This is a genomic window from Reyranella soli (genome assembly GCF_007992495.1).
Taxonomy (GTDB): Bacteria; Pseudomonadota; Alphaproteobacteria; order Reyranellales; family Reyranellaceae; genus Reyranella; species Reyranella soli.
The window spans coordinates 1-16,831 of record NZ_BKAJ01000045.1 but is presented as its reverse complement, the minus strand read 5'-3'; the positions used below and the strand labels follow the sequence as shown (position 1 = coordinate 16,831).

Below are 16,831 nucleotides of genomic sequence, written 5' to 3'. Positions count from 1 at the left end.
AGAACTGACAGACTACGCTTCATTTACCGTCTCCTGTTTCGCCGCATGGGGGAGTTCGCGGAGATCCGCAGCATCGCCATGGGCCGTTTCACTTGAACCCCGCGGACTTATCGATAATCGCCGCCCGGCAGTCGGCCGTGGTACGGCGTGTCGCGGCAGTGGCCCCAGGGACCGATCCAATAGCCGGCAGGGCAATCCGGCTGGGCGGAATAACCGCCTCCGGGCAGATTGCCGAAGTACGCCGTGTGACGACAATGACCCCAAGGTCCTCGCCACCATCCATATCCGCAGCCTTCGGCGACCAGGGTGACCTGCGGCGGCGCTCCGCTATCGAGGGCTACGGCAAGAGGAAAGGCATTAGCCGGCGCAAAAGAGGCAACCGACAGAATAGCCACTGTCGCCATCGTCCCGATGATCACGGATACTTTCTTGAACATAGCACTGTCCCATTAGTTGAGAATGTATGGCCGCGCGTGTTTCCTTGGCGGCGGGAGTTCTATCGAGGCAGGTGGATGGGAGAAATACGGCATCTGCCGTATTTCGACAGCGGTACGCGTGGCCGTAAAAAGATCGTCGCCGAATAAACCAGAAGCGGCTTGCTGCGCCGTTCAGCAGGCCGCGCAGGAAGGTAAGGTTGCACCCATGGTGCGTCAGCTCGACTCGCGCGCCAGGGGTACCGCTTTAACCCGTGGGCAGACCGAGTCGTACCGCGAAGGCCGCGAGTTCCGCCGCGCTGTGCAGATCGAGCTTGCGCATCAGGTTCTCGCGATGCTTGCGGGCGGTCAGCGGGCTGATGCCGAGCCGCGCCGCGACATCGCGGGCGGTTGCGCCGCGTGCGATGAGCGTCAGCAGTTCGCGCTCGCGGCGAGTCAACGGAACGGGCGAGGCAATCGCGAAGTCGGACTCTGGAGGTGGCCGGCTTTCGGCGTGCAGCGCCAGCAGGGGCCGAAGAGCGGCGCTGACATAGCTTTCGCCGCGCCGCATCGCGTCGAGCGCTTCCGGCAGCTCGCCGAGGTCGCCGCTCTTGATCAGATAGCCGTCGGCGCCGGCCTTGAGGGCCGCATCGACCGTGCGCGGCTCGGCATTGGCCGTCAGGATCAGAATCTTCAGCCGCGGATTGCGCACGCGCAGCGCCCGCACATCTTGCAGGCCGCGAAGCCCGGGCATGCCGAGATCGAGCACCAGGATGTCAGCCGGGCATTGCGCCAGAAGATCGACGAGGCCGGGGCCGTCGCCCGCTTCACCGACGAGCTCGAACCCGTCGATGGTGGCGAGGAGAAGCTTCAGCCCCTCGCGCACGAGGGCGTGGTCATCGGCGAAGATCAAGCGAAGCTTGGATATATTCATCGACGGTGCAACCACGATTCTGACCCATGACCCTATCGCAGACTGACGCCGGCAAAGAAGCGCGCTTGCAGGCCGCCCTGATCGACTTTCTCTATCGCCAATCCTACGGTTCGATGATCGCCAGCCTCGTCGTGCCGTGGCCTGTGGTCTATGTGCTGCGCGACGCCGTACCCGTTCCGAATCTGCTGATCTGGGCGGCCACGATCCAGGCGATGACGGGCGCGCGCTGGCTGCTGGTGCGCCGCTATTTTCTCCGCAGCGCCGGCGATCCCGGCATCGCGATCTGGGCACGGCGCTTCACCCTGCTGTCGATCCTGTGGAGCCTGTCGTGGGGCGCGCTCGGCTGGATCGGCTTCGTTCCCGCTGAGCCCCATCTCATCGCCTTCGTCTGCATCGTGCTCACGGGCATGGCGGGCGGCGGCGTGTCGTCGGTGGCAGCCCATCCTCCGGCTCATGCGCGCGTGCTGCTCGCCATGCATGCGCCCTTCGCAATCCGCTGCGTGATGCAGGCCGATCCGATCTTCTCTCTCTATCTGGTCCTCCAGGCCTGCCTCATCGTGGTCAGCCTCTTTTACTGCCGGATCAACTATCGATCGCTCAAGGAGACCGTCGCGCTGCGGTTCGAGAATATGACCCTGGTCGAGAGGCTGGAGCAGGAACGCGACCGCGCCACCGCCGCCAACCAGGCGAAAACCCGCTTCCTTGCCGCCGCCAGCCACGACCTGCGTCAGCCGATCCATGCGCTCGGCCTCTTCACGGCGACACTTGCCGCCTTGGCAAACAAGGGGGACGTCGGCGGCGCCGAAGCGCGAAGCCTTGCCGGCCGGCTGCAGGCGGTCATCGGCTCGCTCGGCGGGCTGCTGCACGGCCTGATCGACGTGTCGCGGCTCGATGCCGGGCTCGTGCCGGTGGAAAGGCGGCCGATCGCGCTTCGCCGATTGCTCTCCGGCCTCGACGAGGAGTTCGGAGTCCAGGCGCGCGATCTCGGCGTCTCGCTTCGCGTCGTGACGTCCCATGCCTGGGTCGACAGCGATCCCGCGCTGCTGAAGCGCATCCTCGACAATTTCCTGTCCAATGCCCTGCGTTACGCGCCCGGTGGCCGCGTGCTCATCGGTTGCCGCCGCCGCGGCGATTCGATCGAGATCCAGGTCGTCGATACCGGGCCGGGCATCCCGGCCGATCAGCACGAAGCGGTGTTCGAGGAATTCACCCAGCTGCACAACCCGCAGCGCGACCGCCAGCAGGGCATGGGGCTCGGGCTCGCCATCGTCCGACGACTGGCCGACTTGCTGGGTCACGCGGTGACCTTGCGCTCCGCTCCCGGCAAGGGCTCGACTTTCGCCGTGCGGGTGCCGCTCGCGCCGCCGGCGGCCGCCTTCCCTGCCGCGGCAGAGCCGGAGGAGGCCACCGGCCTCGGCATCATGGTGGTGGATGACGACCCGCTGGTGCTCGAAAGCATTGCCGCCCTGCTGTCGGTCTGGGGCTACCGGACATACGTCGCGCAGAGCGCGGAAGAACTCTCCCGTTGCTACGACCAAGCCGGTGCGCCTTCGGTGCATTTGATCGTTGCCGACTATCGATTGGCCGGCGGTGTGACGGGTGTGAATGCCATCGAGTGGTTGAACGCTCACTTGGGCTATTGCGTTCCGGCTCTCATCATCACCGGCGACACGTCGCCGGACCGGCTGCGTGAACTGTCAGCGACCGGACACGGCGTGCTGCACAAGCCGCTGGCTCCCGACCTCCTGCGGGCAGCGATCCGTCGAGCCATCGGGGAATGACAAGCCGAAAGCGAAGCCGCTTCGGCTTCGCGCAGGCAGGCGGAGGCGTCATAGGCGCCCAGCCGCGATGCTCATGACCCCTCCGTCCGCTTCGCGGACACCTCCCCATCGAAGGACGATGGGGAGGAAGTTAGTCGGCCGCCGGCAACATCACGGTGAAGGTCGAGCCCTTGCCGGGCGTGCTCTGGATGTCGAGCCGGCCGCGATGGCGGTTGACGATGTGCTTGACGATGGCGAGGCCAAGGCCGGTGCCGCCGAGCTGGCGCGAGCGCGCGGCATCGACGCGGTAGAAGCGCTCGGTCAGTCGCGGCAAGTGGTTAGCGGGAATGCCGTCGCCTTCGTCCGCAACAGCGACGGCGATGCGGTCGCGGCCCATCGGTCGCGCAGACACGCGCACCGTCGTGTTGGGCTTGGCGTACTTCAGCGCATTGTCGACCAGGTTCTGGAACACGATGGTGAGCTCGTCGTAGTCGCCGACGGCAGCCGGCAGGTCGGGCTCGACGCTGAGCTCCAGCGCCACCTTGCGGCTTCCCGCCTTGAGCTGCAGCAGGTCGAGTACGCCCTTCAGCACGCGGTCGATCTCGATCGCCGTATCGGGCCGCGCGTGCTCGTGCTGCTCGATGCGCGACAGCATCAGAAGATCGTCGACCAGGCGGCGCATGCGGTCGGCCTGCTCGGCCATGATGCCGAGGAAGCGCTCGCGCGCGGCAGTGTCGTCGCGCGCCGGCCCGCGCAGGGTCTCGATGAAGCCTGCCAGGCCGGCGATTGGCGTCTTGAGCTCGTGGCTGGCATTGGCGACGAAGTCGGCGCGCATACGCTCGGCACGTCGCAGGGCGGTCGTGTCGTGCAGCACGATCAGCGCCAGCGAACCATCGGCCGCCGCGCGCGGCAGGCGACGCACATGGGCCACGACGTCGAGCTCGGGCGGCCCCGGCAGCATGAAGTCGACGACCGCCTGGTCGGCGCTGGTGAAGTTGCCGTCGGCCGTCTCGAGCAGGCCGTCGATCGCGGCGAGGAGCTGCGGCTGGCGGAACATGGTCGACAGGTCGCGCTCGGCGCCGGCTCTGCCCAGGAGGTCGCGGGCGGCAAGGTTGGTGCGCACGATGCGGCGGCTGCGATCGACGGCGATCAGGGGATCGGGCAGGCCGTCGACGATCGCCTGGGCGGAGGCGGCGAGATTGTCGATCGAGGCGCGCTGGCGGCGCCAGCCGGCCGAGAGCTGGGCTGCCGCCGTCGCCAACTCCTCGGTGGCGGGCGCAAAGGAGAGCCGCGGCATCACGGGCTCGCGCTCGTCGGAAAGCTCGCCGACGAAGCGGGCGAAACGGGCCAGCGAGCCGAGATAGCGCTGCACCAGCAACACCGTGACCACGGCAATACCCGCCATGGCAAACAGCGTCGGCCGGCCGGCGAGGTAGCCCGACCAGTAAAGGATCAGCAGCCCGGCAAAGGATGGCGCCAGGGCCACCGCGTTGGCGGCGAGATACCGGCGCAGCGGAACCGGTTCCACTACCCCCGCCGCGGCGCGAAGAAGCGGATGGCTAAAAGGCCGTAGAGGAAGCCGCCGACATGGGCGGCCCAGGCGACCTGCTCACCACCCGCGCCCGGCATGCCGCCGAACAGGCCGAAGAAGACGTTGAGGGCGATCCAGATGCCGGCGATGGGATAGAGCGAGGGCAGGTTGCCGGTGTAGCGCATCAGCATCAGCACGGCGCCGAACACGCCCGAGATGGCGCCCGAGGCGCCGATCACCGGATCGACAGAATCGGGATAGAGCACGACCTGCACGGCGCCCGCGATGATGCCGGCCGAGAGATAGAAGAGGACGAAGCGGCGCACGCCCAGCATGCGCTCGACCGGCGCGCCGAACGCCGCCAGCGTCACCATGTTGATGACGAGGTGCATCCACCCGCCATGGATGAACTGATAGGTGATGGGCGAAACGACCTGGGTCAGCAGGTCGCCGTTGCCGCCGGTGTAGGCGGCGGGAATCAGGCCGAACATCAGGATGATGGTGTTGTCGGTCGGCTCGTCCAGCAGGCTGCGCAGCAGCTGGATCGCGACGTTGATGCCGATCAGCCACATCACCGCCGGCGGCAAGTTGATGGCCCTCTCGCCCGTGCCGCGTCCCCGCCCCGGGCGGTCGCTGTTGTCGAAAGGCATCCGGCTGCTCCGTTCCAACCCTGGCGCTGTCGTCACTCTTGCTTAGCGCTTTAGGCGGCGGGAGCCCAGCCAAAGAAAGACGCCGCCCAGGATCAGCGTCGGCGAGCCGCAGAGGATGGCGACACCGCCCATTTCGCCGGCGGGATTGCCCTCGGTGACAGCAAGGATGCAGCCCAAGGTCAGGATCAGGACGATCGAGCCTGAGATGGCGAAGAACCAGCCGAGCCCGCGGCCTTTGGCTGGCGGGGCTGGAGTGACCGGCGGTGGCGGCGGCGGTGGGACGGGCGTCGGGTCGCTCATCGACGTGCCTCAGTCAAGCGGGCCTCCGCCAACCGTGCGTTACCGGCCGCGCCGGGACGATAGAAGGTGTTGTAGGTATCGAACGGGATGATGGCGCCGTCCGGGGTCACGAAATGGACGCAGGAGCGCTTGACGTTGCCCAGACAGAAATTGAAGCGGTCCAGGAACTCCACGATGGTGATGCGGAAGACGTTCTCGTAGCCCGAGCCCTCGGGCATCGGCACGTCGGGCAGGCAGCAGAGCAGCGAGCCCAGGCGATCGGCCGTATTGGTGTCGGCGGTCGACAGCGACAGCAGGTCGACGAAGCGCTGGCGCAATTCGGGATACTTCTCGAAGGAGATGGCGTTGGGCACCGCGGGCAGCAGCGCCTCGCGCGGCACCAGCGAGGTCAGCGGGATCACCTTCTCGCCGTCGCGCACGCCGTAGCCGATCGAGATCGAGGCGGGATTGCAGGGCAGCGGGATCATGTCGCCGTCGGCGAACACGCCCGAGTCCTCGACGATGCGGCGACGGATCTCCGACAGCACGATGCGGTTCTTCCTGGGATCGAAGCCCTCGTTGCGGCCGGCATCCTGCACCGGCTGGAAGTTGATGCCGCGCACGCACTTGTACGTCAGGGCATGGCGCACGATCGGGCCGATCTCGTCGTCGTTGACGCCGCGCTTCACCGTGCAGACCAGGGTCGTGGAGATGTTGCGCGCCTCGAGATTGGCCAGCGCCTGGCGGCGGATGCGCGAGAGCGCAGCGCCGCGGATGTTCTTGAGCGCCTCATCGTTCAGGGAATCGAACTGCAGGTAGACCTCGAAGCCCGGGCGCAGCTCGGCGAGCGCATCGCAGAAGGCCGGGTCCTCGGCGATGCGGATGCCGTTGGTGTTCAGCATCACGTGCTTGATGGGGCGGCGGCGCGCGGCGGCGAGGATCTCCAGGATCTGCGGATGGATGGTGGGCTCGCCGCCCGAGATCTGCACCAGGTCGGGCTCGCCTTCGCTCTTCACCAGGGCGTCGAGCATGAACTCGACTTCGGCGAGCGGGCGATGACTGTCCTTCTTCGGCGAGGAATCGGCGAAGCACACCGGGCAGGCGAGGTTGCAGGCCTCGTTGATCTCGACGATGGCGAGACAGGAATGCTGCTCGTGGTCGGGACAGAGCCCGCAATCCCACGGGCAGCCGCGCTCGGTCTTGGTGAACGGCGCCAGCGGGCGGTCGCCGGGCTTCAGGTACTCGAGGGTGCGGCGCCAGTAGACCGGGTCGTCCGACACCAGGGTCTTCATGACACCGTGCTCGGGGCAGCGCTTGGAGTAGTAGACCGCGCCGTCCTCCTCGACGATCTTGGCCGGCACCAGGCCGAGGCAGGTCTCGCAGAGGGACGTCGTCTGGCCGAGGAAGAGATAAGGCGCCGACTTGCGCGCTACGCCGTCGTACATGCTCGGCCCCCGCTGCGGATCATCATCGCAGCGTACAGGACCAGGCCCAGACAGACAAAATGGAAGAGGTTGAAGGGCCCCAGAAGCGTTGCGTAGGGTTTGAAGAACTCCCAGACGAAGCGCTGCAGGCCGTACCAGCCCACCGTGAGATAGAAGCCGTTTTTCAGCCAGAACCGGTCGCGGGCGACGAAGCGCTGGATCAACACGACGAACATCGCCGCCATGGCAAACGATTCGTAGAGCTGCACGGGGTGGCGGCCGATGCCGTCGCCGAAATCGACGGCCCAGGGGACGCCGGTCGGCGTGCCGTAGGTGAAATCGGCCAGGCCGGAGAAGAAGCAGCCCCAGCGGCCGACGGCGACGGTGGCGGCGAAAGGGGCGGCGAAGACGATGCCGGTCGAGCCCTGGACACCGGTGAAGCGCTTGAAAGCCTCGACGGCGGCGATGGCGCCGGCAATGCCGCCGACCATGGAGAAGCCCAGCGCATGCTGGCCGGAGAGCAGCGCGTTGGCCGTGCCGAAGAACATCGCGCCACAGAGGGCGCCCGCGCCGGCCGTGACGGCGTAGAGGCCGGGATGGGTGACGCGATTGGCAGGCAGCGCCTCAGCGGGAATGAGATGACGCGTGGTCAGGACGAAGACCGTCATCGATGCGACCCACGCCAGCACGTCGAAGACGGCGTGGATGTACGGCAGACCGAAATAACTCATGGACGCACGAACGGCGCCACAACCTCGCTGTCATCCCGAGCGAAGCGAGGGACCTTTCCGGGTGCCCTAAAGGTCCCTCGCTTCGCTCGGGATGACAGTGGGTTCGTCATCCACGGATCCTGTAAGGATCTCGGCCCTACTTCTTCGGGCCACCCTGGCCCGTGGCCCGCAGGCGCAGCCTGAGTGCGTTCAGCTTGATGAAGCCTTCGGCGTCGCGCTGGTCGTAGGCGCCGGCGTCGTCCTCGAAGGTAACGGTCTTCATCGAGTAGAGCGACTTGGGCGACTTGCGGCCGACCACCGTGGTGTTGCCCTTGTAGAGCTTCAGCCGCACCGTGCCGGTGACGTTCTCCTGGCTCTTGTCGATCAGCGCCTGCAGCATCTCGCGCTCGGGCGAATACCAGAAGCCGTAATAGATCAGCTCGGCATACTTGGGCATCAGCTCGTCCTTGAGATGCCCTGCACCCCGGTCGAGCGTGATCGATTCGATGCCGCGATGGGCGGCATACAGGATCGTGCCGCCCGGCGTCTCGTAGATGCCGCGGCTCTTCATGCCGACGAAGCGGTTCTCGACCAGGTCGAGGCGGCCGATGCCGTTGGCCTTGCCCAGCTCATTCAGCTTGGTGAGCAGGGTCGCCGGCGACATCTTCACGCCGTCGACGGCGACGGCATCGCCCTTCTCGAAGTCGACCGTGATGTAGGTCGCCTTGTCCGGCGCCTCCTCCGGCGAGATGGTGCGCTGGTAGACCATCTCGTCCGCTTCCTCCCAGGGATCCTCCAGGATCTTGCCCTCGCTGGAGGAGTGCAGGAGGTTGGCGTCGACCGAGAACGGCGCCTCACCGCGCTTGTCCTTGGCAATCGGGATCTGATGCTTCTCGGCGAACTCGATCAGCTTGGTCCGCGAGGTGAGATCCCATTCGCGCCACGGCGCGATCACCTTGATGTCGGGCTGCAGCGCATAATAGGTGAGCTCGTAGCGCACCTGGTCGTTGCCCTTGCCGGTGGCGCCGTGGCTGACGGCGTCGGCGCCGACCATCTTGGCGATCTCCATCTGGCGCTTGGCGATCAGCGGCCGGGCGATCGACGTGCCGAGCAAGTACTGGCCCTCATAGAGCGCATTGGCGCGGAACATCGGGAAGACGAAATCGCGCACGAACTCCTCGCGCACGTCGTCGATGTAGATGTTCCCAGGCTTGATGCCCAGCATCTCGGCCTTCTTGCGGGCGGGCTCGAGCTCCTCGCCCTGGCCGAGATCGGCGGTGAAGGTCACGACCTCGCAGCCGTAGGCCTCCTGCAGCCATTTCAGGATGACGGAGGTGTCGAGGCCGCCGGAATAGGCCAGCACGACTTTCTTGATGTCGCCCTTCTTGTAGGGCCCGGTATAAGTAACGCTCATGGCGGCCGGCTTTCGTGTCGGAACGGTGAAGGCGCGCGAATATAGCCATGAAGCCCGCGCGGGCAAGTTTGCCGCAAAGGCGCTATAATGGCCTGGAAGATACTCGGACCATGGCCTCTGCCCTAGATCGTCTCACCTATGCCGCGCGCCAGACCGCGCGCGTGGCCTGGTATGCCGGCCACTATGCCGCGGGCCGCCGGCTCCTGAAGCCGATGCCCAAGCCTGATTTCCCGGTCGGCCCCACGCCCTCGCGCGACGAGCTGACCAAGGACATGCGCGCCGTCTTCGAGCGCGAATGGCAGGACATCAAGGCCGGGCTGTTTCCGACGCCACGCCCACTTTCCTTCGACCCCGGCGAGTTCCTGCGCCGCAGCGTCCTCTACTTCCGCGACCTGCCGCACGTCGATGCGCGCCGCCATGGCCATAGCGACGAGCTGCCGCCCGGCGAGCAGGGCGACGGGCTGCCCGACTACTATCGCCAGAACTTCCACTTCCAGAGCGATGGCTGGCTAAGCGACCATTCGGCCGCGATCTACGACACCCAGGTCGAGGTGCTGTTCACCGGCGCCGCCGACGTCATGCGCCGCCGCGCGCTGAAACCGATCGCCGAATGGATGGCCGGCCGCAACCAGCGCACGCTGGCAGGACTCGATGTCGGCTGCGGCACCGGCCGCCTGCTCGCCTTCCTGCACGACGCCTGGCCCGGCATGAAGTTCACAGGCCTCGACCTCAGCGCGCCTTATCTCGCCGAGGCGCGCCGCCTGATCGGCAGGACGGCGCGCGTGAAACTACTCGAGGGCGCAGCCGAGAAGCTGCCGTTCGACGATGCAAGCCTCGACCTCGTGGTGTCGTCGTTCCTGATGCACGAGCTGCCCGCGACGGTGCGGACGCAGGCGCTTGTCGAGATGAGGCGCGTGTTGAAGCCCGATGGCCTGGTGGTGATCGTCGATTCGATCCAAAAGGGCGATCACCCAGGATGGGACGGCCTGCTCGACCTCTTCCCGCATTATTTCCACGAGCCGTATTACACCGAGTATGCGGAGGGCAGGCTCCAAACGTGGAGCGAAGCGGCGGGCCTGAAAGTCGTCGCGAAGGAACGCGCGTTCCTGTCGACAGTCGTGGCACTCAAGAAGTAACACCAATACTGTCATCCCGAGCGTAGCGAGGGACCTTTCCTGTAGCCCTAAAGGCCCCTCGCTGCGCTCGGGGTGACAGCGGTGCGCGTTACAGCGCCACCTTCTCACGCCGCCCGCGCTGACTCGCACTCTTGAGCTGGCCGCAGGCGGCGAAGATATCCCGGCCGCGCGGCGTGCGGATCGGCGCGCTCAGGCCGCCATCGTTCACGATCTCGGCGAAGCGGTGCATGCGGTTGTTGGAGCTGCACTCGTAGGGCGCGCCCGGCCAGGGGTTGAACGGGATCAGGTTCACCTTGGCGTGTATCGGCTTCAGGAGGCGCACCAGCTCGCGCGCATCGGCGTCGCTGTCGTTGACGCCCTTCAGCATGGCGTACTCGAAGGTGATGCGCCGGCTGTTCCTGGCGCCGGGGTAGGCGGCGCACGCGGCCAGGAGCTCCTCGATCGGCCATTTGCGGTTGATCGGCACCAGCGTGTCGCGCACCGCGTCGTTCACCGCATGCAGCGACACCGCGAGATTGACGTCGAGCACGTCGCCGACCTTGGGGATCATCGGCACGACACCCGAGGTCGAGAGCGTGATGCGCCGGCGCGAGAGGGCGATGCCCTGTTCGTCCATGACGATCTTGAGCGCCGTCGCCACGTTGTCGAAATTGTAGAGCGGCTCGCCCATGCCCATCATGACGATGTTGCTGAGCATGCGCGTGGTCTCGGTCGGCGTCGGCCATTCGCCATAACTGTCGCGCGCCACCATGAACTGGCCGACGATCTCCGCTGGCGCGAGGTTGCGCACCAGGGGCTGCGTGCCGGTGTGGCAGAAGCTGCAGGTCAGCGTGCAGCCGACCTGGCTCGACACGCACACCGAGCCGCGATCCTCCTCGGGGATGTAGACGGTCTCGGCCTCGTTGCCGTCGGGGAAGCGCAGCAGCCACTTGCGCGTGCCGTCGACCGAACGCTGCTCGGTGACGATCTCGGGCCGCTCGACGACGAAGAGCTCGCTGAGGCGATCGCGCGTCTTCTTGGCGATGTTGGTCATCAGGCCGAAGTCGCGCACGCCGTGCCAGTAGATCCACTGCCAGACCTGGCGGGCGCGGAACGGTTCCAGCCCGGCCTCGGTGAGCGCCGCCTTCAGGTCCTCGCGCGACAGGCCGAGCAGGTTGCGGCGCGTGTCGTTGCGGCCGCGGAATGGCTCGACGATCTGCAGCGGCTCGGTGGGCAAGTGGGCGGCCATGGGACCGGGAGATAGGCGGGCGGGCCGGCCGGCGCAATGGCTATCCCTGCTGGGCGCCCTTCTGCCAGGCCTCGATGGCCGGGAAGCGATGGATGAAATTCAGGATATTGAGGGTCAGGTTGTCGCGGACCACCAGGGCGGCACCGATCTCGAGCACCAGGACGAGGGCGACCGTCGCCTTCCAGGGCAGCAGCCGGGCCACCGCAAAGCCCGTCATCATGGCCACCATGTCCAGCAGCGAATTGAGGACGCTGTCGCCGGTATAGCCGGCGGCCAGCGCCTGCTTGCGGTAGGCCTCGATCACCCAGGGCGAGTTCTCGGCGATCTCCCAGGCGCCCTCGATCCCGGCCGCGATCGCCAGCCGCGCGAGGACGGGCGTGCGCGGCAGCAGGAGATGCAGCACGCCGTAGAACAGGATGCCGTGGACGATGTGCGAGGGCGTGTACCAGTCGAACATCTGCTGGGACAGCTCGGGCGACCAGATGTCGCCGACCCAGAAGCGGACGGTGCCGCAGCTGCAGGTCCAGACGCGGCCCATCAGGTGCAGCGTTACAGCCTGGACCGTCATGATGCCGAGGATGGTGAGCGCGGCGATGAGCGTCGCGATCCTGGCGGTCATCGACCGGCCTGCGCCGCGCGTGCGCGAATCCGCTGCTTTCGCTTGTAGATCGGCTCGCCGAACGGCGGCACCACCACGGCCTCTGTCGGCCCGCCCTCGGCCACGGGGCGCGGCGCGTGGCGGCCGAGGCTGAGCTGGCGGTCGTACATGATCAGCGCCCCGGCCACGCCAAGGTTGACCGAGAACCGGGTCGGGATCTTGACCACATAGTCGCAGATCGACTGCACGTCGGCCGACAGGCCCTCGCGCTCGGCGCCCAGGATGTAGGCCGCCTGGCGGGGGTGGCGGAAGCTCGGCAGCTCGATCGCCTGGTCGGTGATCTCGATCCCGACCAAGCGGCAGCCCTGCGGCAGGCGGAAGCTCTCCAGGTCAGCGAAGTTATAGGTCGGCACCGACCGCGGGGTGTCGGAAGTATCGGTGTGTGCGCCCTCTCGGCGGTTGTACTGGGCGCGCAGCGTGAACACGAAGGATGCGCCGAAGGCATGGGCGGTGCGGAACAAGGTGCCGACGTTCACGGCCTTGCTCACGCCTTCCACACCGATGCCGAAATAGCCTTTCATGCCCAGTCTTTTTGTTGTTAATCCTTTGCAGGCGCTGCTTCCCCCGGGTAGCGCCGCGCCCGCCGTGAAACAAGGCCAGAATGACCCTTCCCTCGCCGATGGATGAAGTCCGCGCCCAGTACGAGGCGCTGCCCTATCCGCCGCGCGATCCGCGCGATGAGGCGATCCGCCTGATCACCGGCACCCCGAGCCACATCCTCGAGATCAACCACTACCTGTACTCCGGCCGGCTGAATTTCATGCGGCCCTTCCGGGCGCTGGTCGCCGGCGGCGGCACGGGCGATGCCTGCATCATGCTGGCCCAGCAGCTCGTCGACCGACGCTGCCCCGGCGAGGTCGTCTATCTCGACATCTCGACCGCCTCGCGCCAGATCTGCGAGGCCCGCGCCAAGGCGCGCGGCCTGCGCAACATCAACTTCATCACCGGATCGCTGCTCGACCTGCCATCGATGGCGATCGGCCAGTTCGACTACATCGACTGCACCGGCGTGCTGCACCACCTGCCCGACCCCGCCGCCGGCATGCGTGCGCTGGCGAGCGTGCTCAATCCCGATGGCGGCATGGGCGTGATGCTCTATGGCGAGTATGGCCGCAGCGGCGTCTACCCGTTGCAGGAGCTCTTGCGCACCCTGGCGCCGCCGTCGATGGCGCTGGAGGATCGGATCGCCATGTCCAAGCGGCTGATCCGCTTCCTGCCAACCACCAACCTGTTCCGCCGCAACCCCTACCTCAACGATCACGTCACCGGCGGCGATGCGGGCCTCTACGACCTGCTGCTGCACAGCTGCGACCGCGCCTTCACCGTGCCCGACATCGGCGCCATGGCACAGCAGTCGGGCCTGCGCGTCGTCGCCTTCCTCGAGCCGGTGCGCTACGAGCCCGCGACCTACATGAGCGACCCCATCATCGCGCGCCAGGCGAGCTCATTGCCCTTGGTCGAGCGCGCGGCCTTCGCCGAGCGGCTGGCGGGCAACCTGCGCACCCACGTCTTCTATGCCACGCGCGCGGGCTTCGACACGGTGGCGCGGCCCGAGGACACCTCGGCGATCCCGGTCCTGCGCGAGATGGATGCCCAGAAGCTCGCGGCCGGCCTGCAGCCCGGCACGCCGCTGATCGCCAACCTCGACGGCTTCCCGTGGCGCGCCCAGCTGCCGTCGCTTGCCCCGCGCATCGTCTCGCAGATCGACGGCCGCAAGACGGTGGCCGAGATCTACACCGCGCTCGGCGCCCAAGGCGGCCTGCCGCAATGGGAAGACTTCTACACGCAGTTCGAGGACCTCTACGTCAAGCTGAACGGCGTCAATCACCTGCTGCTGCGCTTCAGGACCTGATCCCGCCGACGACGTTATGAGCGGTCACAATCTGGCGCTCGGCCTCGGCAACTCGCTCCTCTGGTCGCTTTATCTCCTGCTGACGCGCCACGTCGTGAGCGGCGCCAGGCTCGATGCCTGGGCCTACACCCTGGTCCAGCTTCTGGCCGCCGGCCTGGTGATTCTGTGGCTCGGCCGGCGCGCTGCCGGGAGCTGGCGCGGGCTTCTGGCGCCCTGGACCCTCGGCTACGCCTTCCTGCGCGTGGCCATCAACGGCGCGACAGCGGCCGCGATCGTCTGGCTCGCCATCACCGAGAGCACGCTTCTGGCGACGGTGAGCGTGCTGATCGGCGCGGCCTCCGGCTGGTGGTTGACGCGCAATGCGCCGCCGCGGCGCGACTGGCCGGGCCTTGCGCTGCTGGCGATCGGCATCGTGGCGTTTGCGCTGACCCTGGCACCCGAGGCGCGGCGCGGCCTGGGCTGGCTGGTCGCGTCGGAAGCCATGGCCGTCACCGCCTCCTGGATGATCGCGTACCATCCGCGCAATCGCCTGAACGATCTTGGCGCCCGCAGCCGCTTCACCGGCGAGATCCTGGTGGCTGCGTCGCTGGCGCTTATCCTCGTGTGGTCGGTGTTGGGCCTCGCCGGCGTACTCACCTCGCCGTGGGCGGGCGCTGGTGACGCTTTCGGCCGCCTCGAACTCTGGCTTTACGCCGTCCTGGCCGGGCTGCTGTTCCGCGCGCCTGGCACCTGGCTCGGCTTCTGGACCATCAACCGCACCGGCGTTCAGACCTATCTGATCGCGCTGGCTGCAATGCCGTTCTTCGCCATCGCGCTCGAAGCGATGGCAGCGTATCTCGGCTGGGTCACGGCGCCCGACCTGTCTACCGCCGAATGGAGTGCTGCCGCCGTGATCCTGGTGGCCGCGACCTGGCTCATCGTGGTGCGGAAGACAGCATCGTCAGCCCATCATCGCGGCCGCGATGAATGAGATCAGCGACAGGGCGACCATGCTGCCCCCAATGACGGCATAAGCGAACATCCCAAAACCCCTGCGCTGACGACGGCCCGCGGACGAGGGGCCGCGCGGCACAAACGCAGCGATGGGCGATTTGTTCCCTTCAAAGATCAGCCAGCCGTCGCGCCATCAGGCTGCGCTCGGGCGTGGTTCGAGCGAGGTCGAGCGCGCGAGCAAGATGGATCCGCGCTTCGTCGCGTCGACCGAGCTCGGCCAGGAACTGACCGCGCGCGGCGTGGACGTACGGATTGCCGTCGGCCTCGGGCAAGGCGGCCAGCCCTGCGGCCGGTCCGTCGGTGCGTCCGACAGCGACGGCGCGGGCCAGCTCGACGACCGGCGACGGATCGATGGCGCGCAACTGGTCGTAGACGGCGACGATGCGGGCCCATGCCGTCTCGGCGGCGCTGGGCGCCATGACATGCAGGGCCGCGATCTCTGCGCGCAGGTGCCACACCGTCATCTCCTCACCCGCGGCCGAGCGCTCGAGATGGGCGAGGCCGAGCGCGATCAGCCCAGGATTCCAGCGATCGCGCGACTGGTCCTCCAGGAGCTGGGCCACGCCGTCGTGCCCGACCCGCGTCGGCAGGCGGGCGGCCGTGAGCGTCAGCAGGGCGGCCAGTGCATCGCTCGCCGGACCCGCCGTCATCGGATGGCGCGCCAGCGCGCGGGCGAGCCGCATCGCCTCGACGCAGAATTCGGGTTGCACGAGGGTCTCACCGGAGGAGGCCGAGTAGCCCTCGTTGAACATCAGGAAGAGCGCGATGCGCACCGACTCGGCGCGCGCCGGTAGCGCATCGGGCGGCAGAGGCTCGATGGCCACGCCGGCGGCTTCCAGTTGCTTGGGTGCCCGCACCAGGCGCTGGGCGATGGCGGCGGGCTCGGCCAAAAGGCCGGAGGCGATCTGCGGCACGGTGAGACCGCACACGGTCTTGAGCGCGAAGGTGACGCGCATCTCGGGCGACAGGGCCGGATGGCAGACCGCGAATAGCAGCGCCAGCTCATCGTCGTTCAGCTCGCGGTCGAAGTGGCCGTCGCCCGGCGCCTCGTGCGGTTCGACGGGCAACGGATCGTCGCTTAGCGACACGTTGCGCGCCTCGTGGCGCAAGAGGTCGATGGCCCGGTTCCTGGCCACGGTGGCGAGCCATGCCGCGGGCCTGTCAGGCACGCCCTTGAAGGGCCAGGACGACAGCGCCTGCAGGAGCGCGTGCTGGACGGCATCCTCGGCGATGGCGATGCGCCCTGCGCCTAGCCGCCGCGCCAGCGCGGCGACCAGGCGGCTCGTCGAATCGCGGGCCAGCGAATCGACGAGCCGCTGGACGCCCCGCTCGTTTGGCATGCTCAGCTTGCTGCGGCGCGGGCCTGGCTCATGTCGTCGATCGGCCGGATCTCGACCCAGTTGCTGGGAGAAATCGCAAGATGCGGGCACTCCAAGGCGATGGCCTCGGCCTCCCTGGCATCCTTGGCCTCGATCACGAAGTAGCCGCCGAGGACTTCCTTGGCCTCGGCATAAGGGCCGTCGGTGATGACGGGCTTGCCGTCCTTGCTGCGGATGTGGCGCACGCCGCCCACGGCGAGCTTCTCGCCGCCGACCATGCGGCCCTTCTGCCGAAGGCTGTCGGCCCAGGCCATGTAGCGCTTGGTCATCTCCAGCATCTTCTCGCGCGGCAGGTCCGTGTTGTAGTTCGGGGCCTGGTGCAGCAACAACATGTATTGAGTCATTGTCGATCTCCTCTGGTGGTGACGGAGGTCCGTCACCTCATCGACGTTCGAGGCTGGCTGGAATCGACATTCGCCAAATAACGAATACAGCTATCGACTACATCCTTTCATGCTCCTCTCCCCCTT

17 protein-coding genes are annotated in these 16,831 nt (G+C 67.2%); 4 read left to right on the top strand and 13 right to left on the bottom strand.

The features are described from left to right. Positions 1–107: 107 nt before the first annotated feature. Complete coding sequence (locus RSO01_RS14360) at positions 108–437, bottom strand: GCG_CRPN prefix-to-repeats domain-containing protein (protein WP_246158401.1); 330 nt, start codon at positions 435–437, stop codon at positions 108–110. A gap of 244 nt (positions 438–681) precedes the next feature. Then, entirely contained in the window at positions 682–1,326 is a 645-nt protein-coding gene (locus RSO01_RS14355) for a response regulator (protein ID WP_246158398.1), read from the bottom strand. Positions 1,327–1,373: 47 nt separating this feature from the next. On the opposite strand from RSO01_RS14355, the gene RSO01_RS14350 reads away from it, so the two are divergent. Beyond that, complete coding sequence (locus RSO01_RS14350; protein WP_147149792.1) at positions 1,374–3,128, top strand: hybrid sensor histidine kinase/response regulator; 1,755 nt, start codon at positions 1,374–1,376, stop codon at positions 3,126–3,128. 130 nt (positions 3,129–3,258) lie between these two features. Here the strand turns inward: RSO01_RS14350 and RSO01_RS50300 are convergent, their stop codons facing one another. The 6 genes from RSO01_RS50300 to RSO01_RS14320 form a co-directional block, all read right to left on the bottom strand. After that, a complete protein-coding gene (locus tag RSO01_RS50300; protein ID WP_218037342.1) occupies positions 3,259–4,404 on the bottom strand; it encodes an ATP-binding protein in 1,146 nt (381 codons plus the stop codon). Between the two features lie 230 nt (positions 4,405–4,634). Further along, entirely contained in the window at positions 4,635–5,288 is a 654-nt protein-coding gene (locus tag RSO01_RS14340) for a rhomboid family intramembrane serine protease (RefSeq protein WP_147149790.1), read from the bottom strand. A gap of 42 nt (positions 5,289–5,330) precedes the next feature. Continuing rightward, positions 5,331–5,588, bottom strand: a complete 258-nt coding sequence (locus tag RSO01_RS14335; protein ID WP_147149789.1) for a hypothetical protein — start codon at positions 5,586–5,588, stop codon at positions 5,331–5,333. Continuing rightward, positions 5,585–7,012, bottom strand: coding sequence for a radical SAM protein (locus RSO01_RS14330; protein WP_147149788.1), 1,428 nt, complete (start codon positions 7,010–7,012; stop codon positions 5,585–5,587). Before RSO01_RS14330 ends, RSO01_RS14335 begins: the two co-directional genes overlap by 4 nt. Then, positions 6,997–7,722: a prolipoprotein diacylglyceryl transferase gene (locus RSO01_RS14325; protein ID WP_147149787.1), complete on the bottom strand. Its 726-nt coding sequence runs from the start codon at positions 7,720–7,722 to the stop codon at positions 6,997–6,999. Before RSO01_RS14325 ends, RSO01_RS14330 begins: the two co-directional genes overlap by 16 nt. A gap of 136 nt (positions 7,723–7,858) precedes the next feature. Further along, the gene (locus RSO01_RS14320; protein WP_147149786.1) at positions 7,859–9,115 is read right to left on the bottom strand and encodes an argininosuccinate synthase; all 1,257 of its coding nucleotides are present in this window, start codon (positions 9,113–9,115) and stop codon (positions 7,859–7,861) included. Positions 9,116–9,225: 110 nt separating this feature from the next. Here RSO01_RS14320 and RSO01_RS14315 point away from each other — a divergent pair, with 110 nt between their 5' ends. Next, positions 9,226–10,251: a class I SAM-dependent methyltransferase gene (locus RSO01_RS14315; protein ID WP_147149785.1), complete on the top strand. Its 1,026-nt coding sequence runs from the start codon at positions 9,226–9,228 to the stop codon at positions 10,249–10,251. Between the two features lie 88 nt (positions 10,252–10,339). Here RSO01_RS14315 and rlmN read toward each other — a convergent pair whose 3' ends face one another. Genes rlmN through RSO01_RS14300 form a run of 3 tightly spaced genes read right to left on the bottom strand, consistent with a single transcriptional unit; the run spans position 10,340 to position 12,658 of the window. Beyond that, entirely contained in the window at positions 10,340–11,479 is a 1,140-nt protein-coding gene (gene rlmN / locus RSO01_RS14310; protein ID WP_147149784.1) for a dual-specificity RNA methyltransferase RlmN, read from the bottom strand. Between the two features lie 40 nt (positions 11,480–11,519). Continuing rightward, entirely contained in the window at positions 11,520–12,098 is a 579-nt protein-coding gene (locus tag RSO01_RS14305) for a DUF2585 family protein (protein WP_147149783.1), read from the bottom strand. Then, on the bottom strand, positions 12,095–12,658 hold the full coding sequence (locus tag RSO01_RS14300; RefSeq protein ID WP_147149782.1) for an RNA methyltransferase: 564 nt from the start codon (positions 12,656–12,658) through the stop codon (positions 12,095–12,097). Before RSO01_RS14300 ends, RSO01_RS14305 begins: the two co-directional genes overlap by 4 nt. Positions 12,659–12,738: 80 nt before the next feature. On the opposite strand from RSO01_RS14300, the gene RSO01_RS14295 reads away from it, so the two are divergent. Then, on the top strand, positions 12,739–13,989 hold the full coding sequence (locus RSO01_RS14295) for a class I SAM-dependent methyltransferase (protein ID WP_218037337.1): 1,251 nt from the start codon (positions 12,739–12,741) through the stop codon (positions 13,987–13,989). A 16-nt stretch (positions 13,990–14,005) separates the two neighbouring features. Beyond that, positions 14,006–14,959 (top strand): hypothetical protein, encoded by a 954-nt coding sequence (locus tag RSO01_RS14290; protein WP_147149781.1) that lies wholly within the window; start codon positions 14,006–14,008, stop codon positions 14,957–14,959. Positions 14,960–15,089: 130 nt separating this feature from the next. On the opposite strand, the gene RSO01_RS14285 is transcribed toward RSO01_RS14290, so the two are convergent. Both RSO01_RS14285 and RSO01_RS14280 read right to left on the bottom strand, forming a co-directional pair. Next, complete coding sequence (locus tag RSO01_RS14285; RefSeq protein WP_147149780.1) at positions 15,090–16,322, bottom strand: RNA polymerase sigma factor; 1,233 nt, start codon at positions 16,320–16,322, stop codon at positions 15,090–15,092. A 2-nt stretch (positions 16,323–16,324) separates the two neighbouring features. After that, on the bottom strand, positions 16,325–16,705 hold the full coding sequence (locus tag RSO01_RS14280) for a YciI family protein (protein WP_147149779.1): 381 nt from the start codon (positions 16,703–16,705) through the stop codon (positions 16,325–16,327). Between the last annotated feature and the right edge of the window lie 126 nt (positions 16,706–16,831).